Origin of the sequence: Halovivax asiaticus JCM 14624 (assembly GCF_000337515.1) — an archaeon.
GTDB lineage: Archaea > Halobacteriota > Halobacteria > Halobacteriales > Natrialbaceae > Halovivax > Halovivax asiaticus.
In genome coordinates this window covers 331,335-348,997 of record NZ_AOIQ01000014.1, presented here as the reverse complement: position 1 = coordinate 348,997, position 17,663 = coordinate 331,335, and the positions used below count along the sequence as shown (strand labels likewise).

20 protein-coding genes are annotated in these 17,663 nt (G+C 66.2%); 11 read left to right on the top strand and 9 right to left on the bottom strand.

Annotated elements, in window-relative coordinates; translation table 11 throughout:
- Nucleotides 1-160 precede the first annotated feature (160 nt).
- Nucleotides 161-1,150: a replication factor C small subunit gene (locus tag C479_RS09260; protein WP_007701369.1), complete on the bottom strand. Its 990-nt coding sequence runs from the start codon at nucleotides 1,148-1,150 to the stop codon at nucleotides 161-163.
- A gap of 157 nt (nucleotides 1,151-1,307) precedes the next feature.
- Between C479_RS09260 and C479_RS09255 the strand changes: the two genes are divergently transcribed.
- Nucleotides 1,308-1,514, top strand: a complete 207-nt coding sequence (locus C479_RS09255) for a hypothetical protein (RefSeq protein WP_007701366.1) — start codon at nucleotides 1,308-1,310, stop codon at nucleotides 1,512-1,514.
- A 106-nt stretch (nucleotides 1,515-1,620) separates the two neighbouring features.
- Here the strand turns inward: C479_RS09255 and C479_RS09250 are convergent, their stop codons facing one another.
- Entirely contained in the window at nucleotides 1,621-2,727 is a 1,107-nt protein-coding gene (locus C479_RS09250) for a S66 family peptidase (protein WP_007701363.1), read from the bottom strand.
- Nucleotides 2,728-2,858: 131 nt separating this feature from the next.
- On the opposite strand from C479_RS09250, the gene tenA reads away from it, so the two are divergent.
- The 5 genes from tenA (at nucleotide 2,859) to C479_RS09225 (ending at nucleotide 6,657) form a co-directional block, all read left to right on the top strand.
- A complete protein-coding gene (gene tenA / locus C479_RS09245; protein ID WP_007701361.1) occupies nucleotides 2,859-3,518 on the top strand; it encodes a thiaminase II in 660 nt (219 codons plus the stop codon).
- Nucleotides 3,515-4,225: a TenA family protein gene (locus C479_RS09240; RefSeq protein ID WP_206536717.1), complete on the top strand. Its 711-nt coding sequence runs from the start codon at nucleotides 3,515-3,517 to the stop codon at nucleotides 4,223-4,225. Before tenA ends, C479_RS09240 begins: the two co-directional genes overlap by 4 nt.
- Nucleotides 4,226-4,368: 143 nt before the next feature.
- A complete protein-coding gene (locus tag C479_RS09235; RefSeq protein WP_007701357.1) occupies nucleotides 4,369-5,847 on the top strand; it encodes an Nramp family divalent metal transporter in 1,479 nt (492 codons plus the stop codon).
- Between the two features lie 130 nt (nucleotides 5,848-5,977).
- Nucleotides 5,978-6,208: a ubiquitin-like small modifier protein SAMP2 gene (gene samp2, locus C479_RS09230; RefSeq protein WP_007701356.1), complete on the top strand. Its 231-nt coding sequence runs from the start codon at nucleotides 5,978-5,980 to the stop codon at nucleotides 6,206-6,208.
- A complete protein-coding gene (locus C479_RS09225; RefSeq protein ID WP_007701354.1) occupies nucleotides 6,205-6,657 on the top strand; it encodes a GNAT family N-acetyltransferase in 453 nt (150 codons plus the stop codon). Before samp2 ends, C479_RS09225 begins: the two co-directional genes overlap by 4 nt.
- 65 nt (nucleotides 6,658-6,722) lie before the next feature.
- Here the strand turns inward: C479_RS09225 and C479_RS09220 are convergent, their stop codons facing one another.
- The 3 genes from C479_RS09220 to C479_RS09210 form a co-directional block, all read right to left on the bottom strand.
- The gene (locus tag C479_RS09220; RefSeq protein WP_049907187.1) at nucleotides 6,723-7,004 is read right to left on the bottom strand and encodes a hypothetical protein; all 282 of its coding nucleotides are present in this window, start codon (nucleotides 7,002-7,004) and stop codon (nucleotides 6,723-6,725) included.
- Nucleotides 7,005-7,110: 106 nt separating this feature from the next.
- Entirely contained in the window at nucleotides 7,111-8,505 is a 1,395-nt protein-coding gene (locus tag C479_RS09215) for a phosphoglucomutase/phosphomannomutase family protein (protein WP_007701349.1), read from the bottom strand.
- A 250-nt stretch (nucleotides 8,506-8,755) separates the two neighbouring features.
- Nucleotides 8,756-9,517 carry a class I SAM-dependent methyltransferase gene (locus tag C479_RS09210; protein WP_007701347.1) on the bottom strand — a complete coding sequence of 254 codons (762 nt, stop codon included), beginning with the start codon at nucleotides 9,515-9,517 and terminating at the stop codon, nucleotides 8,756-8,758.
- A gap of 116 nt (nucleotides 9,518-9,633) precedes the next feature.
- Here C479_RS09210 and C479_RS09205 point away from each other — a divergent pair, with 116 nt between their 5' ends.
- On the top strand, nucleotides 9,634-10,221 hold the full coding sequence (locus C479_RS09205; RefSeq protein ID WP_007701344.1) for an NADPH-dependent FMN reductase: 588 nt from the start codon (nucleotides 9,634-9,636) through the stop codon (nucleotides 10,219-10,221).
- A gap of 42 nt (nucleotides 10,222-10,263) precedes the next feature.
- Here C479_RS09205 and C479_RS09200 read toward each other — a convergent pair whose 3' ends face one another.
- Nucleotides 10,264-10,512 (bottom strand): GIY-YIG nuclease family protein, encoded by a 249-nt coding sequence (locus tag C479_RS09200; RefSeq protein ID WP_007701341.1) that lies wholly within the window; start codon nucleotides 10,510-10,512, stop codon nucleotides 10,264-10,266.
- Between the two features lie 287 nt (nucleotides 10,513-10,799).
- On the opposite strand from C479_RS09200, the gene C479_RS09195 reads away from it, so the two are divergent.
- Complete coding sequence (locus C479_RS09195) at nucleotides 10,800-10,967, top strand: hypothetical protein (RefSeq protein WP_007701338.1); 168 nt, start codon at nucleotides 10,800-10,802, stop codon at nucleotides 10,965-10,967.
- Nucleotides 10,968-11,119: 152 nt separating this feature from the next.
- On the opposite strand, the gene C479_RS09190 is transcribed toward C479_RS09195, so the two are convergent.
- A complete protein-coding gene (locus tag C479_RS09190; protein ID WP_007701334.1) occupies nucleotides 11,120-12,493 on the bottom strand; it encodes a hypothetical protein in 1,374 nt (457 codons plus the stop codon).
- A gap of 254 nt (nucleotides 12,494-12,747) precedes the next feature.
- Entirely contained in the window at nucleotides 12,748-13,809 is a 1,062-nt protein-coding gene (gene fni / locus C479_RS09185) for a type 2 isopentenyl-diphosphate Delta-isomerase (protein WP_007701332.1), read from the bottom strand.
- 214 nt (nucleotides 13,810-14,023) lie between these two features.
- On the opposite strand from fni, the gene C479_RS09180 reads away from it, so the two are divergent.
- Together C479_RS09180 and C479_RS09175 are read left to right on the top strand one after the other, a co-directional pair.
- Nucleotides 14,024-15,292 carry an RNA-guided endonuclease InsQ/TnpB family protein gene (locus C479_RS09180; protein WP_007701329.1) on the top strand — a complete coding sequence of 423 codons (1,269 nt, stop codon included), beginning with the start codon at nucleotides 14,024-14,026 and terminating at the stop codon, nucleotides 15,290-15,292.
- A gap of 158 nt (nucleotides 15,293-15,450) precedes the next feature.
- On the top strand, nucleotides 15,451-15,915 hold the full coding sequence (locus C479_RS09175; protein WP_049907186.1) for a hypothetical protein: 465 nt from the start codon (nucleotides 15,451-15,453) through the stop codon (nucleotides 15,913-15,915).
- A gap of 11 nt (nucleotides 15,916-15,926) precedes the next feature.
- On the opposite strand, the gene rpiA is transcribed toward C479_RS09175, so the two are convergent.
- Nucleotides 15,927-16,610 carry a ribose-5-phosphate isomerase RpiA gene (rpiA, locus tag C479_RS09170; protein WP_007701324.1) on the bottom strand — a complete coding sequence of 228 codons (684 nt, stop codon included), beginning with the start codon at nucleotides 16,608-16,610 and terminating at the stop codon, nucleotides 15,927-15,929.
- 71 nt (nucleotides 16,611-16,681) lie between these two features.
- Between rpiA and C479_RS09165 the strand changes: the two genes are divergently transcribed.
- The gene (locus C479_RS09165; RefSeq protein ID WP_007701321.1) at nucleotides 16,682-17,653 is read left to right on the top strand and encodes a DMT family transporter; all 972 of its coding nucleotides are present in this window, start codon (nucleotides 16,682-16,684) and stop codon (nucleotides 17,651-17,653) included.
- Nucleotides 17,654-17,663: the final 10 nt, after the last annotated feature.

The following is a 17,663-nucleotide window of genomic DNA, read 5'->3' as shown; positions in this document are numbered from 1 at the left end:
GAGACAGTCCGTACCGTCGTTCGCCGCCGTTCGAACGGGTCGCCCATACGGTTCTCTGAGGTGGCCGAACCGAAAAACCGGTCGGAGAGTTCGAAGTGCGTCGAACTCATACCCGGCCGAGGCACCTCGTTGGCCGTTCTTCAGAAGCGTTCCGTTCGGGTTACGTCCCGTCTTCGAGTGCCAGATGCGCCAGCATCGCCTCTAGCTGCAAGCGCTCGTTCGCGCCCTCGGTGATCCGGTAGTCCACCTCGCCCAGCCGTTCCAGCAGCCGGACGGTCTCGTGTTCGCCGAGGTCGAACTCCCAGGCCGAGCGGTGCAGTTGGTCGATGACGTCGCCGCCGGCGAGCCCGCGATCGGTCAGCAGGTCCTCGAGCGTCGCCCGCGCGGCGGTGAAGTCGCCGCCGATGGCCTGGTCGACCATCCGCTCGACCTCCTCCGGCCGCGCCGTCGACGTGATCGCGAAGACGGCCTCCTCGTCGACTTCCTCGCCCATGACGGCGGCCGCCTGGAGCCCGTTGATGGCCTTTCGCATGTCGCCCGCGGCGGCGTAGACGAGCGCGTCGACGCCGTCGTCGGTCAGCGAGATGCCCTCCGTCTCGGCGATCTCGCGGGTCTGGGCCTCGATGGCCTCGTCGGAGAGTTCCGTGAAGCGGAAGACGGCACACCGCGACTGGATGGGGTCGATGATCTGGCTGGAGTAGTTACACGAGAGGATAAAACGGGTGTTGTGCGAGAACTGCTCCATCGTTCGGCGCAACGCGGACTGAGCGTCGGAGGTCAGCGCGTCGGCCTCGTCTAAGAAGATGATGCGGTACTCGACGCCGCCGAACGACGACCGCGCGAAGTTCTTGATCCGATCGCGAACCACGTCGATCCCCCGCTCGTCGGAGGCGTTGAGCTCGAGAAAGTGTTCGCGCCAGTCCTCGCCGTAGAGTTCACGGGCGATGGCCCCCGCCGAGGCCGTCTTCCCCACGCCGGCCGGCCCCGCGAACATGAGGTGGGGCAGATCGTCCTGCTCGACGTACTTGCGCAGGCGCGGCACGATATTCTCGTGACCCTTGACGTCGTCCAGCGACTCCGGCCGGTACTTCTCGATCCAGATGCCGGTCGGATCCGGCGACGACTCCGTCTCGGCGTCGGCCTCGGTCATACCGGGAGACAGGGGAAGGCCGAAGATAAAACGACCGAAGGACGATTCGGGCGGCGGACAGCGCTATCGCCCGTGTTCGCCAGCGACGGACGCGGCGCCGGCGACGCATATGCAAGCTACACCCATATGAGTGGCTCCGCTGAACGCAATTTCAGTAATGGCATTCGAACCAGCCGTCGACTGTCCGGTCTGCGAGACGACACTCGCCCCGGATCGTACCCTCGAAGATCACCTCTGCAGAAATCATACGCAAGAAGAACTCGCCAGGTACCTCGTCGGCGCGCACGACGAGGCGGGACAGCCGGCCAGGCGAGCCGTCCTCCCCAGCGTGGGGCCGGGCGGTCGTGGGGGCGACCTGCGCTAACGCCCGCCGGCGTCGCCACCACCCGTTTGCCACCGCCACCCGTTCTCTGCACGATCGACGTGGCAAGCCGTCGCCAAGAGTGTCCGCAGGATTCGAGCGACGGCCGTCACGCCCCGTCGAACGAGAGGCGCTCGTCGACGGGGTCGACCGTCGCCATCGCACCCACGGGAACAGGCACCGTCGGCGCGCAGTGGCCGAACTCGACGTCGAAGACGATCGGCACGTCGGGGTTGTACAGCGCGATCGTGTCTTCGATCTCCGCCCGGAGATCCGCGCGGTACTCGCGGCGCTCGTCGGCCGGCGGCTCCTCGAAAGCGTTGCGGGCCTTCGCACGACCGACGACGACGGCGTCGAACCGGGTCAGCAGTCCTCGCTCACCCATAGCCGTCAGGAACTGGCGTGCCTCCCACGGGTCGGGCATGACCTCAGACGTCTCCAGCAGGAACACCCCACCGTCGACGTCGGCCGGGTCCGGCACGCCGACGTCCGCTGCCAGAAGCTGATCGAGGACGGTGAGGCACCCGCCCCAGGTGCGGCCCGTGACGGCTCCTCCGGATCCGTCCGCGTCGCCGGCCGCATCGCCAGCAGGGTCGCTCCCACCAGCCCAGCGCCAGCCGTCGGCGTCCTCCGTCTCGCGACGGCGATCCAGGTTTTCGGGGTCGGCCCAGTTCAGATCGTGATCCGAGAACGTCTCGGCCGGCCCGATCTCGCCGATCGTCTCCTCGAAGAGCGCCCGGCGGGTGTACTCGACGGTGTGGTCGAACATCGCCCCCTGCATCGCGAACTCCGTCATGACGGAGGGACCCTGATAGGAGACGATGCCCAGGTCCCAGAGGTACGATGCGAGGATCGTGTTGTCGCTGTAGCCGAAGAAGCGCGTCGGGTTCTCCCGTAGGACGTCGGGATCTATGTGTGGCAGGATTCGAATCTGGTCGTCGCCGCCAAGCGTCGTGATGACGCCCGATATCTCCGGATCGCGGAAGGCCTCCTCGACGTCGCGGGCACGCATCTCCGGGTCCGCCGCCAGCGTCTCCTGGTCGGCCGTGGCGGTCGGGTATGCGACCGGTTCGAGGTCGAACTCCTCCCGGATTCGCTCGAGTCCCAGTTCGTAGACGTGCGGGAACGTCGCCGCCGCGCCGGACGAGGTGGCGACGATCGCGACCTTGTCTCCGGGTTCGAGTGCCGGCGGAACGACGAATTCGTCAGCGGGCATACGTTCGCCTTCTCACGCGACACCTAAAATGGTTAGCAGGAGCGGCGACCGGTTCAGCTGAAACCAGGCGCCTGACGATCGACAACCCGATACTACCACCACCTATTACGTAGGCTGCCCAACGTCCCTGCATGGCCTTTAGCGACGAACTGCTCGACGCCGGCACCGAAATCTGGGAAGCGCAGTACGAGCACCCGTTCGTCACGGAACTGGCCGACGGGACGCTCGATCCCGACGCCTTCCGTCACTGGGTGGAGCAGGACTACCGATACCTGCTGGACTACGCGCGAACGTTCGCCATCGCAGCGACCAAGGCCCGGCGGGAGGAGCGGATGGCTGGGCTCCTGAACGTCGCTCACACCACGCTCGACATCGAAATGGACCTCCACCGGTCGTTCGCCGCGGACTACGGCATCAGCCGCGAGGACCTCGATTCGACGCAGAAAGCGCCGACCTGCGTCGCCTACACCAACTTCCTCGTCCGGACGGCCCACGAGGGAACCCTGCCCGAGATCGCCGCCGCGGTCTACCCCTGCGGTCAGGGCTACCTCGACGTCGCCGAACACATGGCCGAGCGGGCCGACGAGGAGCACCGCTACACGCCTTTCATCGAGATGTACACCAGCGACGAGTTTTACGAAGTGGCCGACTGGATGCGGGCCCTCGTCGACGACTGCGCCGAGCGCAACCCCGGCGAGCGCGAGGCCATGCGCGAGGCGTTCCTGACGAGCGCCCGGCTCGAACACGAATTCTGGGAGATGTGTTACGCGAAGGAAGGGTGGTCAGCGTGACCGATCGGAGCGGTTCCGAGACGACCGCGGAGATGACGGGCGCGTACGATCCCGACGCCGACGGCGCCTTCTCGGAGTGGCTCCGCGACCGCTCGGATTGGGAAGCGGCGACGCGCCACCGATTCGTCGCCGAATACCGCGACGGCGACCTGCCCGACGACGTCTTCGAACGGTACCTCGTTCAGGACTACCAGTTCCTGGAGGCCGGCGCACGACTCACTGCCCACGCGGCGAGCCAGGCGCACACGATGGCGGAGATGAACACCCTCGCCGAGTCGTTGACCGTCCTCACCGGGGGCGAGAACGACTACTTCCAGCGGGCGTTCGACGAACTGGGCGTCCCCGAGGCCGGCCGTGAGGCGCCGAAGGTTCACCCCACGACGGCCGCGTTCAACGACTTCATGCTCCGCGCGGCCACCGAGGGCGCCTACGAGGAGTCACTGGCCGTCACCGCGGCCGCGGAATGGGTCTACCGCGACTGGTGCAGTCACGTCGCCGACGCCGGCGCCGAGTTCGATCAGTGGTACCTCGACGAGTGGATCGAGATCCACGTGATCGACGAGTTCGAGACTTACACCGACTGGCTGATCGACCAGCTCGACACGTACGGCCCGCGACTGTCCCCGGAGCGCCGGGCTCGCGTCGCCGACATCTTCGCCCGAACGGTCGACCTCGAAGCGGCGTTCTTCGACGCCGCGTACGAGTGAGAGCGCAGACGAGTTTGCGACGGCTCGTCGATCGCATCACCGGTTCACGGCACCGGCGCCGCTTCCCGTCCCAACGCGCGGTCGTACCGCAAGTAGAGTGGAAGCGACACAACTGTGAATAGGAGGGGAGACAGCTGTACAGTATGGCCGATAGAAACGAGGACAGGCAATCTGGGAACGAGACCCACTCCAGCGGGAACGGGCAGCCCGGCGGCAGGACAGAACCAGGCGGGGACAGTCGTTCCGACGGCGGGACCGTAACAGACGGGGAAGACCACGTCGATCTGGACTACCCGAGCGACGACTGGGCCGGTTTCTTCCGGAATCACTTCGGTCCCTCGATGCTCTGGGCGCTGATCGGGATCGGCGGCAGCCACATCGTCCTCGGGCCGACGATGGGAGCAACCTTCGGACTGTTCGCGATCTGGGTCTTCGCGTTCATCTACCTGGTCAAGTACGGTGCCTGGGAGCTCGGCATCCGGTACAACTACGGGATCGGCGGGAATCCGGTCGAGGCCTACGACCAGCTCCCCGGCCCGGCGAACTGGATGCAGTGGTATACACTCGGCGTCTTCGTGATCGGCTACGCCGCGATCACCGCGGGCGTCGGCCTCTCGAGCGCCGCGCTCGTGAGCCCGCTGGTCCCGCTATCGGTCCCCCAGACGTTCGTCGTCCTCGTTGGGATCGCCGGCGCCCTTGTGGTCTTCGCCCGCTACACGCTCCTGGAGAAGATCCTCCTCGGATTCACGATCGTCCTCGGCATCCTGCTGGTCCTCGGCGCCGTCGTCGGCCCGCCCTCGCTCGATGTCGTGGCGGAGACGGCCATCTCACCCGATCTCGGTGGCGAACGCACGGTCGTCTTCGTCGGCTTGTTCGCCGCGGCCGCGGGATTCGCCCCCACCGGGTTCAGCACGAGCGTGCTGATCGGAAGCTGGAGTACGGCGAAAGGGGAAGGCGCGAGTCAGCTCCGCGACGCGGACCTCGATCCCGACGACGAGCGGTACCACGACTACATCCGCGAGTGGATCCGGACCGGCCGACGTGACTTCAACATCGGATACGCGTTCAGCTTCCTGCTGGTCGCGGCCATGATCGTGCTGTCGTCGAACGTCCTCTACCCGACCCCGCTCGATGACGCGAACTTCGCGTACGAACTCGGGCAGGTGCTCTCGGATTCGTTCGGCGAGTGGTCGTTCTGGGCCATGCTCGTGGGCGGCTTCGCCGCGCTGTACTCGACGGTCATCACGCTCCTCGACGGGGCCTCGCGGGCCGCCGGCGATATCTCGCCGATGGTGCTCGGGGACCGAAGCCCGGACAGTGAGACGGTTCGCCGGGCGGTCGTCTGCACGACCGTCGTCGCGAGCAGCGTCGTCGTCCTCGCGCTGGGGAACGTCCCGGTCACGTTCGTCGTCACCGTCGCGGCGATCCTGGCGGTCACCGAGAGCCTCTTCTACCCGGCGAACTGGTACGTCGTGAAGAAGAACCTCCCCGAAGCGTTCCAGCCCTCCAGGACGTGGGTCGCTTACTACGCGCTCAGTCTGCTCGCCGTCGTCGTCTTCGGCCTCATGGGTGCGGCGGCCCAGCTTAATCTCGTTCCGGAACTGCTCGACGTCCTGCGATGAGGGGGAGCGAGCGGGACGATCGAGCGGCGACAGCCGAGACGACGTCGGCGCGTCCGTCGAAAACGGAGGGGTCCCCCGGTCACGTTCCCTCGACGACGCCCTCAAGCCACTCCGGCCCGAACGGCCGGCCATGCGCGTGACCGTCGACGTCAAGGGCGAGGAGACGCACGAGGTCGACCTCGAGACGGCCGAAGGGACACCGGCCGCCAGGTCGTCACCCCCGACGTACGCGGAACTCCTCGCAGCCATCGACTACAGCCCCCACGAGGTGAGCGTCCTCGTCGACGGCCACCCCGTTCCCGAAGACCAGCCCGTCGAGACCGACGAGGTGACCGTCCTCCGGCTCATCAAGGGCGGGTGATCTGCGTGGCCGAGCCGTCAGTCCCCGCCACGATTCGGCCGGCGACACCCGACGATTCGCTTTCCGTTCGACGAATTCTCGACGCCGCGATGCTCGAATTCGCGCCCCTCGAACCGACAATCGCCGCGGACGACGCCCTCGTCGCGACCGACGGCGCCGGAACGGTCCGCGGGGCGATCGTCCTGAAACCGGAGCCGGCCGCCACGGGCCGAGAACCGGATTCGATGCCAGCCAGCCCGCGTGAACGCGGGGCCCACATCGACGCGATCGCGGTCAGGAACAGCCATCGCGGCCGAGGGATCGGCGCGGCGCTCGTCGACGCGGCGATAGAACGCGAGGGACGCCTGACCGCCCACTTCCACGGCTCCGTTCGACCGTTCTACGAGGCGCTCGGGTTCGAAATCGTTCGAATGGAGGACGACCGGTATAGTGGAATTTGTCGGCAGTAACCGCGGGTTCGTCGGCCCGAGTCCGATCGGAAACCGTGACAGATTGAACGTAAGTTCCGTCCACGTTACTCCCCACCGACGGCCTCGTCCGCACCCGAAACCGACGGATCCGAGGTGTAGACCAGTTCGAGGGAGAGTTCGGCCGTACAGCTCATCGCCGCCTCGTCGAGGTCCGTGTCCGACTCGCGATCGTTCAGGTAGCCGTTGCACCGGCCGTGGGCGACGATATTCGCGATCGTCGCCGCGGATCCACACTCCGGACAGTCGATGTAGTAGCTCCCGTCCTCGTCCTGGTGCCAGGCGTCGGCTCCCAGTTCCATTCTGGCCGCGTCGCCGTCCGATGACATAGGGGGTCTGACGCGCCCACAACTCGTAAAATCCGGGCCGGCACAACGGTTCGACGGGGGTTGTCTGGCGGGGTTCGACGGGCGGGCAGCGGCCGACGGGACCGACTCAGACCAGTCGGGCGACCAGGTCGGTTCCCTCGGTAAGCAGTGCGTCGACGCGCTCGTCGTCGCTCGCCTCGGCGTACACCCGTAACACGGGTTCGGTCCCGCTGGGGCGCACGAGCAACCACGAACCGTCCGCGAGCTGGAGTTTGAACCCGTCCGCCGTATTGACGTCCTCGACGGGCTCGCCGGCCACCGACTGGGGGATCTCGTAGGCGAGCGCCTCGATGACTCGCGCCTTCTCCGCGTCGGGACAGTCGACGCTACGCTTGTCCTGGACCACCGCCCCGTAGTCCGCGAGGAGGCGATCGACGCGAGCGTCGATCGGCTCGTCGGCATGCATGGCCGCGGCGAGCAACGCCACGAACACGCCGTCCTTCTCGCGAACGTGCCCGCGGACGGTGAACCCGCCCGACTCCTCGCCGCCGACGAGCGCGTCGTGGTCGGCCATCGCCTGCGCGACCCACTTGAAGCCAACCGGTACCTCGTGGACGGTCTCGTCGTGGGCCGCGGCGACGCGGTCGATCAGGTACGTAGTCGACACCGTTCGGACGGCCGGCCCCGAATCGAACGTCAAGAGCCAGTCGTACAGCGCCGCGAAGAAGAGGTTCTCGTCGACGAGGCCGCGTTCGGGCGTCACGACCGCAATTCGATCCGCGTCGCCGTCGTTGGCGATCCCGAGGTCGGCGTCACCGCGCTGGACGTGCTCGATCAGGTCCTGCAGGTTTGCCGTGGCGGGTTCCGGCGGCGTCCCACCGAAGTCGGGGTCGCGTTCGCACCGGAGGCGCTCGACGGACGCGCCCGCTTCCGACAGGAGCCGGTCCGCGTATCCGCGACCGGAGCCGTGCATGGCGTCGTAGGCGACGGTGAGGCCGGCGATCGAATCGACGGTACCGGGGGCGATCGCGTCGAGTCGATCGCGGGCGGCCGCGGCGTGTGATCCGCGAAGATCGACCTCCTCGACGGTTCCGTGCTCGGACTCGGGCAGCGCCTCGGGTTCGGCGAGTCGGTCGCCGATCGCGTCCATCACCGCGGGGAGTGCCGGAGCGCCATCGCCGGGGATGAACTTCACGCCGTTGTACTCGGGCGGGTTGTGCGAGGCCGTGACGACGAGCGCCCCGGCCAGCTCCCGCTCGACGATCGCGTGGGCGACCACCGGCGTCGGACAGTCACGCGCCGAGAGCACCACGTCGAACCCGTTCGCACACAGGACGCGCGACAGCTCCTCGGCGAAGCCGCGCGAGGTCTCCCGGGCGTCGTAGCCGATCGCCACCGGGGCCGTCTCGCCTTCCGCACGCAGGTACGTCGCGACGGCCTGGCCGACCATCCGGACCCGCGGCGCGGTGAACGTCTCCAGTGTCGCCCGCCAGCCGTCGGTCCCGAACGAGATCTGCTCCATACCGACCGTCCATCGTCACCTGATAAAAAGTCGACGACCGAACTCTTTCTTCGTCGGGGTCGCCGACTGCGACCCGCTCTCTGCTCACGGCGCGAAGCGCCGTTCGCACGGCTCGCGGGACCGACGGTCCCGCGTTGGCTGAAAAACTTCGATGAAAAAGTCGTCGGCTTCGCCGACGGGAACCTCGCTCACTCCGTTCGCGAGGATGCAACGCTCGTGCCGAAACTGGCGGGTGTTCGACCCACAGCGGTCACACCGCTCGCGTGAGTTCCCAGACCTGAATCGTATCGCCGTCCGCGATCGCCTCGTCGGTGAAGTCGCCGGTGACGGTCCAGTCCGCGAACGGCGACTGTCTGGCCAGCAGTTCAACGTGCTGTTTCGGCAGCATGGAGAGGCGGTCTGTCTCGCTGAAGACGACGTCACCGGCCGGGTCGGACAGCTCCGTCTCGACCTCGAAGTACTGTTCGACCTCGTCGACGAGGCGAGTCCGCGTTCGAAGGTCGTGTTCCGTCCCCCGGTGCGTGACCGTGCGAGGCTGCCACTCGCCGTAGGTCTCACAGATCACGTCGAAACCTGGGACGAACGTGTCGAAGACGAAGCGACCACCGGGTTCGAGCGCGTCGTGAGCGGATTCGAGCGCCGCCAGCTGGTCGTCGACGGTCCGCAGGTGCTGGATCGCGTTGAACGGACACGTCACGAGGGCGTACTCGCGATCGACGGCGAAATCGGTGAGGTCGGCCGTCCAGACGGCGGGATCGAGGCCGCGCTCGGCCGCGTTTTCCCGAAGGACGGCGAGCGCGTCGGGTGAGAGGTCGAAGCCGTCCACGTCGACGCCCGCCGCGAGTAGTTCGAGGGAGATACGACCGGTGCCGCAGGCGGCCTCCAGCACCGGACCGTCGACCGCCGTCGCTAGCTCGCGGTAGTACGCGACATCCGGGCGGTCGGTCTCGCGAAGCTGTTCGTCGTAGAACCTGGCTCGCTCCGCACGATACGAGCCATCACTGTTGTGCATTGGGAGGACGAGACGGGTAATGGACAAAAAAGTGAGGGTTCTTCGGCGAAGAACGCGGCGACGCGAACCGATCGCAAAGACGACGCGTCTATACGATTCGCCGTCGAACGGGCCCCATGACTCGTACACCGACCGTGCTGGCGGTGGTCGGCAGCCTTCGCGAGGACAGCTACACGCGAACCGCCCTCCGATACGTCCTCCAGGCGGCTGCCAACGCCGGCGCCGAGACCCACCTCCTCGACCTCCGTGAGTACGACCTGCCCGTCTACGACCCAAACGTCGACCAGCAGGACGACGCCGAGAACGCCTGCCGACACGTCCGCGACGCCGACGCCGTCGCGCTCGGCACGCCCGTCTATCATGGTTCGTACTCGGGCGCACTGAAGAATTTCCACGACTACTGCGGGTGGGACGAGTACGAAGACACTACCGTCGGCCTGCTCGCCACCGCCGGCGGCGGGAGTTACGGCTCGACGCTCGAACATATGCGATCGACGGTCCGCGGCGTCCACGGCTGGACCCTGCCGCACCAGGTCGGGATCAGGAACGCGAGCGACGCCTTCGTCGCCGCGCCGGACGCCATCGACGGCCGTGCGTTCCGCGACGCGGCGCTCGAAGAACGCGTCGAGACGCTCGGCGAACGACTCGTCGAGTACGCGTTCATCGACGAGCACTGTGTCCAGCCGACCGCCGCCGACGACTGACGACACACGTCGAATCGACGAGCGGACGAGCGTCTCTCGCGTCTACGAGAACCCGACGAGGCGCTCTTTCCGGCGTCGCGAATACTGTTTGATCTCGTACTCTCGGGACATCGCCGCCGATCGCGAGTCGAATCGCTCGACGTGGACGACCTCGACGGGCGTCCGCGAACGCGTGTACTTCGCCCCCTCGCCGGCGTTGTGCTCGTCGACGCGACGCTCGAGATCCGTCGTGTATCCGGTATAGAGCGTCCCGTCGGCGCAGTGGAGGACGTAGACGACGTGCCGGGACATACGCTGGCGTTCGAGCGGATCGACAAAAGCCTCCCGTCCGGAATCGCGAGCCCCGGCTCGTCGAGTGGACGGATGCACCGATCCCTCGCTCGGCGGTGCACGGGCCAGAGCGCGCGCGAGGAGTCGACACGCGACGTGACGGGCCAAGACTCGGCTGCATTCCTCATCCATCATATAGGTTTCGGTGGAAACGTGCCCCCAGACACCCGCTCGTGCCATCCTCAGGGGCGCTATAGCGTGTATTAAACAGAACGCTTATAAGGGGGTGCGCAGAACGGGATAACCGTATGGCAGACCTTATCGTCAAGGCCGCAGTGAAGGAAGCGCTCGATGACAAGAACGTCGCCTCGGACTTCTACGACGCACTCGACGAGGAAGTCGAAGCCCTCCTCGACGACGCCGCACGACGTGCCGAAGCGAACGACCGAAAGACCGTCCAGCCGCGCGACCTGTAAGGTCACTTCGACTGCGTTTTCCGTTCACCGACTCCCGAGCGACGGGCGGTGGACGCGTATTTTTCCCCGGTAGCCTCGGCTCGGCCAGTTAGTGTGCACTCGTCCAATCGACCGGGTAGCAGCCACTCGAATAGGGAGGCCCACTCGATCAGTTAGCGCCGAGTCACCCACTTTCGGAGGCGACGCCAGAGCGATCGAAGCGGTCCACTCGTGTTGGCGGGTTCCCGTCCACGTTCCTCGGTCCCTCGTTCTCCAGTCGCCGAACTGGCAGGCGATTCGGTCGACGCCGATCGACGGCGCCGGTCGGTCACCACGGAGTTGCGATCACCGGACTGCTCGGCCGTCGGGGCGAGGACCGTATCGACACTGACCACGACGGTTGACGGACTCGACGGGGCCCCTGTGGCCTCGTCCGTCACCCCGCTCGCTTCCCCACTACGGGCCGGGCCGACCGTTCTCGGCTCGGCCGAGGCGGAGTGGCCCGTTGCCGCTTCGGCCGAGTCGGGACGAGTCGGCGTCGATTCGGGTTCCGAGACGAGCGCGGCGATCTCTTCGAGTTCGGCCCGGGTGACGAGCGCCCCTGCATCGTCGGGTGTCGGTGGCTGTTCGGTGGTAACCGGTCCCGGATTCGCGTCGGACACGTCGGCTTCGTCCCCCGTTTCGTGTGGACCCCACTCGAACGAGCAGTCGGTCGCTTCCGCACGGGAATCGTCGGCGCCGTGATTCGACTCGGCGATATCACCGCCGTCGCCCGGAGCGTGCGTTTCGAGGGCCGAGACGGCGGCATCTACCGTGTTCGACGGTTCGACGCTCACCGACGCCTCGTCCGTCGCCTGTGATCGCTCCGGTTCATCGCACTCGCTCGACGGTTCGGTCGACCCAGTTGGTGGCTCGGCGTCGGCGAGTAACGATGCCAGCGCGTCGCCGGCGTCGTCCGGTCTGAGATCGGCGGCAGCCGCGTCCGAATCGGTCGTATCCGGCTCCTCGTCGTCGAGCAGCGAGAGGATGTCGTCGACGCTCTGCTCGGAGACCGTCCGTCGTGGGCCGCCACCGGAGAGCGACGCGACCGTCGTCGCCTCCGCGTGCTGCTGGCCGTCCACTTCGGCGAGCGAGGGAGTAGTAGACTCACCAGCCGCGTCGGCAGGTTCGCTGGTCGATTCGGACTCATTCGCAGTCGTCGAGGCGTCGGGTTCGGTGGCCGATTGTGACGCGGCGTCGCGAGCCGAGGCCGTCGAGAGCGGTGGTGCCTCCGATTCCAGTGTCTCGAACACCTCGTCGATACCGGTCGTCGAAATCGTACGTGTGGGACCGCCGGAGAGCGCGAACGCATCGTCGTCCGCAGCCTGCGGGCGCGAAGCCGTCTCGAGGACCTCGTCGACGCTCGACTCGGAGACGTGCCGTCGCGGGCCGCTCTCACGGAGCGCCTCGACGATCTCCTCCGTGTCCCGATCGGTCGCCTGGAGCAACGCCTCCAGCGAGTCGGTGCGCCGAATCGGCCCGTCGTCGCCCTCGGTTCGCGATCCCATGCTCCGGCGGAGACGACAGGAGAGAGGGTTATAAATATTCCCCACTGTCCGAATTAAAGTATTCAGATAACAAGTTCAAGGAGGGATTGAGGCGGGATCAGTAGCCCCTGTATCGGTTCAACGCTTCGAAGAATGAAGTCAACTGCCGATCGAGCCACCGGTCGATCGGCGGACGGCGATCGATTTTGGTTGGCAGATTAGATAGGAGGGAGATCGCGCGCAGGGGGTGAGTTCGCACGGGTGAGCCGACCTGCTCACGGCGCGCGTTCGGACAGGTACGTCTTCGTTCGACCGAGCACGACGTGCTCCGCCGTCCGGAGATCCGCCACCTGCTGCGAGCCCGTGACGAACATCGCGGTCTCGAGTTCCAGTTGCAGCGTCTCGATCAGGTCGACGACGGCGTCAGTCCCCTCGGCCGCCGGTCCAAGGAACGGTTTCGCGAGTCCGCCAGCCCGGGCGCCGAGCGTGATCGCCTTCGCGATGTCGAGACCGGAACGAACGCCACCGCTGGCGATCACGCAGTCGTGGACGTCGGCCGCCTCGATCGTGCTGACGGCCGTCGGCAGGCCCCAGCGCCGGAATCGCTCGCCGACCGCTGCCTGCCGATCCGCGCCCACAGCCCTGGCGCGGTAGGCCTCGATGCCGGACCAGGTCGTGCCGCCCCGCCCGGCGACGTCGATGGCGTCGACACCGGCATCGGTGAGTCGCTCGGCCGTCTTCCCCGAGATACCGTTGCCGGTCTCTTTGACGACGACGGGCACGGAGAGCCCCTCGGCAACCCGCTCGATCGCCTCGAGACAGCCGCGTGCGTCGACGTCACCCTCCGGCTGGACAGCCTCCTGAAGGAAGTTGAGGTGGATCGCCATCGCGTCGGCGTCGATCATCTCGACGGCGCGTTCGACCTCGGCCACGCCGTACTCGTCGAGCTGAGCCGCACCGATGTTGCCGTAGAGAACGGCATCCGGGGCGACGTCGCGCACGACGGTGTACGATTCGAGCAGGTCGGGGTCGTCGAGTTCGAGACCGGCGCGCTGGCTGCCGACGCCCATCGCGATTCCCGTCTCCTGGGCGGCCGCGGCCAGGTTACGGTTGAGCGCCGTCGTGTTCGGGTGGCCGCCCGTCATGCTCTCGATGACGATCGGCGCCGACAGTTCGTGCCCGAACAGCGTGACAGACTGGTCGATCTCGTCGCGGTGGATCTCCGGCAGCGCCTCATGCACCAGTTCCACGTCGGCGAAGCCGGTCCCGCTCGTCTCGACGTCTTCTTCTTCGATGATCCGAATGTGGTCGTCCTTTCGATCGGCTGTCTCGGGCATCTAGCCCACCGATCGGTACAACCCGGCAAAAACCGTTCGTTTCGGTGCCAAACCGATGATTATGGAATTTGCGAGGCTAAAACCTCGCCCCAAAGGGCGAGGATACAGCCGACAGGCCCTACCCTACCCACGCTCGATAGCTTCGCCGGATATTCCACGCCCAGTCGTTACTTTTAATATTCCTATATTAATAAGTACTTATGAGCACAGTTCGATGCTGGAGACAACCCGGACCTATCGAGCGAAAATCGTCAACCACACCCAAGTGAGTGACGACCTCGACGAGTGCGGGCACTCAGCATCGAAACTGTGGAACGTCGCCCGCTACCACACCCAACAAGAGTGGGACGATACCGGCGAGATTCCGTCTGAAGACGACCTCAAGCGCGAATTAAAAGATCACGAACGCTATAGTGACCTGCATTCGCAGTCAAGTCAGCGTGTTCTCGAAGAACTCGCTGAGGCGTTCAACGGTTGGTTCAAAAAGCGCAAGAACGGTGACACAGACGCGAATCCGCCTGGCTACCGCAAGCGAGGTGACACCCATCCACGTTCCACCGTGACGTGGAAGCAAATGGGCATCAAACACGATTCTAAGCACAGTCAACTCCGCCTGAGTAAGGGTTTCAACCTCAAACAGCACCGTTCAGACTTCATCCTCGCGGAGTACGAAACTCGGCCCGACGTGACCGTGGAGAATATCCAGCAGGTCAGAGCCGTGTGGAACGGCAACCGCTGGGAACTCCACCTCGTCTGCAACGTCAAAATCGCCGTCGAGGACGCACCCGGTGATAATACGGCGGGCATCGACCTCGGGATTAGCAACTACCTCGCGATCGCTTACGATGATGGTAACGCTGCGTTGTATCCGGGGAACGTGCTGAAACAGGACAAGCACTACTACACGCGAGACGAGTACGATACCGAAGGCGAGAACGGCCCCTCCCGCCGTGCCCTTCGTACCCGACAGAAACTCTCGCGTCGGAAAGACCATTTCCTGCACTCTCTCACCAAACACATCGTTGAGCGGTGTATCGACCACGGGATTGGTCGTATCGCAATCGGTGACTTGAGGGAGATTCGAGCGGATGCGAACGGCGACTCTCGCAACTGGGGGCGTAGTGGGAACAAGAAGCTCCACGGGTGGGAGTTCGACCGCTTCACCAGTCTGCTCGAATACAAGGCGGAGGAACACGGCATCCTCGTTGACCGAAAGGACGAGCGAGACACGTCGAAGACGTGCTCGTGTTGTGGTCGGAAGCGTGACGCGAATCGTGTGGAGCGTGGCCTGTACGTCTGTAAGTCGTGCGGTGCGACGATGAACGCAGACGTGAATGGTGCGGTGAACATTCGCAGAAAGATAACTCAGAATCCTCCAACCGAGGATATGAGTAACGGCCGTTTGGCACGGCCAGTAGCCTACCTGTTCAATCAAACCTCGGGGCGTTTCGCACCGAGCGAACAGGCGGGTTGCGAACCGTAATATCCCAACGCTCGGGAATCCTCGCCCTTCAGGGCGGGGAGGATGTCAAGCAGACAAGAGGCGGAAATCACGGTAGTTTAGCCGATCCGTTCGGACGGTGTTCCGTAGGGGCGTTTCCGTGGTCGGGCTTTTTCGCGCGGGTCGTGGTACCGCGGCGTATGGCTCGCCATCCGCTCTCGCGAGGGGCCAGAACGGTGTTGATCGCGTTCGGGCTCGTCGAGATCGTCGCCCCGCAGCCGGTGATCGACGCCTGTGAACGGATCGGGCTCGAAAATCCTGGTGACGGCCGGTTGCGCTCCGAGGTGCTCGCGCTCGCCCGGCTGGAAGGCGCCCTGTTCGTCTGGGAACTTCGCCGCGGCCGCCGCCGGACGCCGGTGACCAGCGGCGCGCTCACGATCGCCGGCCTCCTCGCCGTGCTCGCACCGCGACCGCTGATCCGATTCAGTCAGTCCTTCGCCTACGAGAATCCGCACGAGTTGAAACTGAAGTCGTGGGTCGTCCCCGCCACGCGGGCCCTGGGCGTGCTCTACCTGGCCGTCGTCGCGCTGGCCGCTCAGCGCGATACGGAAGCGGACGAACGAGACGCACAGGCGGACACCCTCGTCGAACGAGTCACACAGTAAGCCGCCCGAACTCACTGCAGTACGTCGACGCCGTCCGCGCTGCCGACGTAGATCTCGTCGGCGAGATCGACGAACAGGCCGTGTTCGACGACGCCCGGGATCGCCGAGAGGTCGGTCGCGAGTGCCTCCGGATCGTCGATCGGACCGAAGTCACAGTCGAGGACGAGGTGGCCGTCGTCGGTGACGACCGGGCCGTCCTTTCGCTCGGCCTCGCGCAGCGTGGGATCGCCGCCGAGTTCCCGAAGCCGTTCGGCAACGACCGACTCGGCCCCCTGGAGGACGGCGACGGGGACCGGCCAGTCGAGCCGATCGGCCAGCTTCGAGTCGTCGACGACCACGAGGAAGCGGTCTGCCGCCGCGTCGATCAGCTTCTCGCGCGTGTGGGCGGCCCCGCCGCCCTTGATCAGGTCGCCGTCGGCCACCTGGTCGGCGCCGTCGATCGCGAGATCAATACCGTCGACGGCCGCCAGCGTGGTCAGCGGGATCCCACATTCGCGGGCCAACTGGACCGATTCCGCGGAGGTCGCGACGCCGCGGACGTCCAGGCCGTTCTCGACGGCCCGGCCGATCGCCTCGATGGCGTAGGCCGCCGTGCTCCCGGTCCCGAGGCCGACGACCGTCCCATCCTCGACGGCGTCGGCCGCCGCGTGCCCCGCCCGGCGCTTCGCCTCGGCCGATCCGTCACCCGCTTTCATACGCGCCTAGGGGAAGGGGACCGGCAAAAAACCAGTCGTCTCGCGGCGAGACGACGGACCGGCCGGCGTCGATGGCGGCGATCCGTGCAGCCACCGCCAGCGCCTTGGAACTCCCGGCCCAACTCGTCGCCGTGTCACGATCGCTCGACGTCTCGCTCTTTCTGGTGCTGTCTGTCCTGTGGGGGCTGTCGTTTCCCGCGATCAGCGTGGGTCTCGACTCCCTACCGCCGCTTTTCTTCGCGGGGTTGCGCTACGACGTGGCTGCGATCCTCCTGCTCGCCGTCGCCGCGATTCGCATCGACGGGTGGGTTCCGACGCGTCGGGACGACCTTGCAGCGATCGCCGCCGGCGGCTGTTTTCTGGTCGCCGGTAACGGCCTGTTGTTCGTCGCCCAGCAGACCGTCCCGAGCGGCATCGCTGCCATCTTGCAATCGCTGGCCCCGATCGTGACGGCCCTGCTGGCGATCGTACTGCTCGACGAACACCTGACGAGGGTCGGCGTCGTCGGCGTCGCGATCGGATTCGTCGGCGTCGGGCTGGTCATCTCCCCCGATCCGGGCGCGCTGCTGGCCGGTGACACGGCGGCGCGACTGCTCGTCGTCGGACAGGTGTGCAGCATCGCCCTCGGCGGCGTCCTCGTGCAGCGCTTTTCCCCCGCAATCGACCGCGTCGCCCTGACCGGATGGTCGATGGCCGTCGGCGCACTCGTCCTCCACGCGGCGAGCGAGGTCGCGGGTGAACACCTCGTCGGCGAAGGAACGAACCCGACCGCCGTCGGCGCCGTCCTCTACCTCGGCGTCTTCTCGACCGCGGTCGCCTTCCTGATCTACTTCGCGATCCTCGAGAAGTACGGTGCGTTCGAGGTAGCACTGGTCTCGTACCTCGTCCCGGTCGTCGCGACGGTCGCCGGCGTCTTCGTCCTGGGCGAGACGATCGGCCCGGGCGCAGTCGCCGGGTTCTCGCTCGTCGCGCTCGGATTCGCTCTCCTGAAACGAAACGCGCTGGTCGATGTCGTCGACGTGGTAGCCGGGATCAGACCGTAAACTCGCCAGT

Coding starts and splice junctions, on each gene's coding strand:
- C479_RS09260 (WP_007701369.1), bottom strand. CDS start 1,150: ATGACCGAGGCCGACGCCGAGACGGAGTCGTCGCCGGATCCGACCGGC.
- C479_RS09255 (WP_007701366.1), top strand. CDS start 1,308: ATGGCATTCGAACCAGCCGTCGACTGTCCGGTCTGCGAGACGACACTC.
- C479_RS09250 (WP_007701363.1), bottom strand. CDS start 2,727: ATGCCCGCTGACGAATTCGTCGTTCCGCCGGCACTCGAACCCGGAGAC.
- tenA (WP_007701361.1), top strand. CDS start 2,859: ATGGCCTTTAGCGACGAACTGCTCGACGCCGGCACCGAAATCTGGGAA.
- C479_RS09235 (WP_007701357.1), top strand. CDS start 4,369: ATGGCCGATAGAAACGAGGACAGGCAATCTGGGAACGAGACCCACTCC.
- samp2 (WP_007701356.1), top strand. CDS start 5,978: ATGCGCGTGACCGTCGACGTCAAGGGCGAGGAGACGCACGAGGTCGAC.
- C479_RS09220 (WP_049907187.1), bottom strand. CDS start 7,004: ATGTCATCGGACGGCGACGCGGCCAGAATGGAACTGGGAGCCGACGCC.
- C479_RS09215 (WP_007701349.1), bottom strand. CDS start 8,505: ATGGAGCAGATCTCGTTCGGGACCGACGGCTGGCGGGCGACACTGGAG.
- C479_RS09210 (WP_007701347.1), bottom strand. CDS start 9,517: ATGCACAACAGTGATGGCTCGTATCGTGCGGAGCGAGCCAGGTTCTAC.
- C479_RS09205 (WP_007701344.1), top strand. CDS start 9,634: ATGACTCGTACACCGACCGTGCTGGCGGTGGTCGGCAGCCTTCGCGAG.
- C479_RS09200 (WP_007701341.1), bottom strand. CDS start 10,512: ATGTCCCGGCACGTCGTCTACGTCCTCCACTGCGCCGACGGGACGCTC.
- C479_RS09195 (WP_007701338.1), top strand. CDS start 10,800: ATGGCAGACCTTATCGTCAAGGCCGCAGTGAAGGAAGCGCTCGATGAC.
- C479_RS09190 (WP_007701334.1), bottom strand. CDS start 12,493: ATGGGATCGCGAACCGAGGGCGACGACGGGCCGATTCGGCGCACCGAC.
- fni (WP_007701332.1), bottom strand. CDS start 13,809: ATGCCCGAGACAGCCGATCGAAAGGACGACCACATTCGGATCATCGAA.
- C479_RS09180 (WP_007701329.1), top strand. CDS start 14,024: ATGCTGGAGACAACCCGGACCTATCGAGCGAAAATCGTCAACCACACC.
- C479_RS09175 (WP_049907186.1), top strand. CDS start 15,451: ATGGCTCGCCATCCGCTCTCGCGAGGGGCCAGAACGGTGTTGATCGCG.
- rpiA (WP_007701324.1), bottom strand. CDS start 16,610: ATGAAAGCGGGTGACGGATCGGCCGAGGCGAAGCGCCGGGCGGGGCAC.
- C479_RS09165 (WP_007701321.1), top strand. CDS start 16,682: ATGGCGGCGATCCGTGCAGCCACCGCCAGCGCCTTGGAACTCCCGGCC.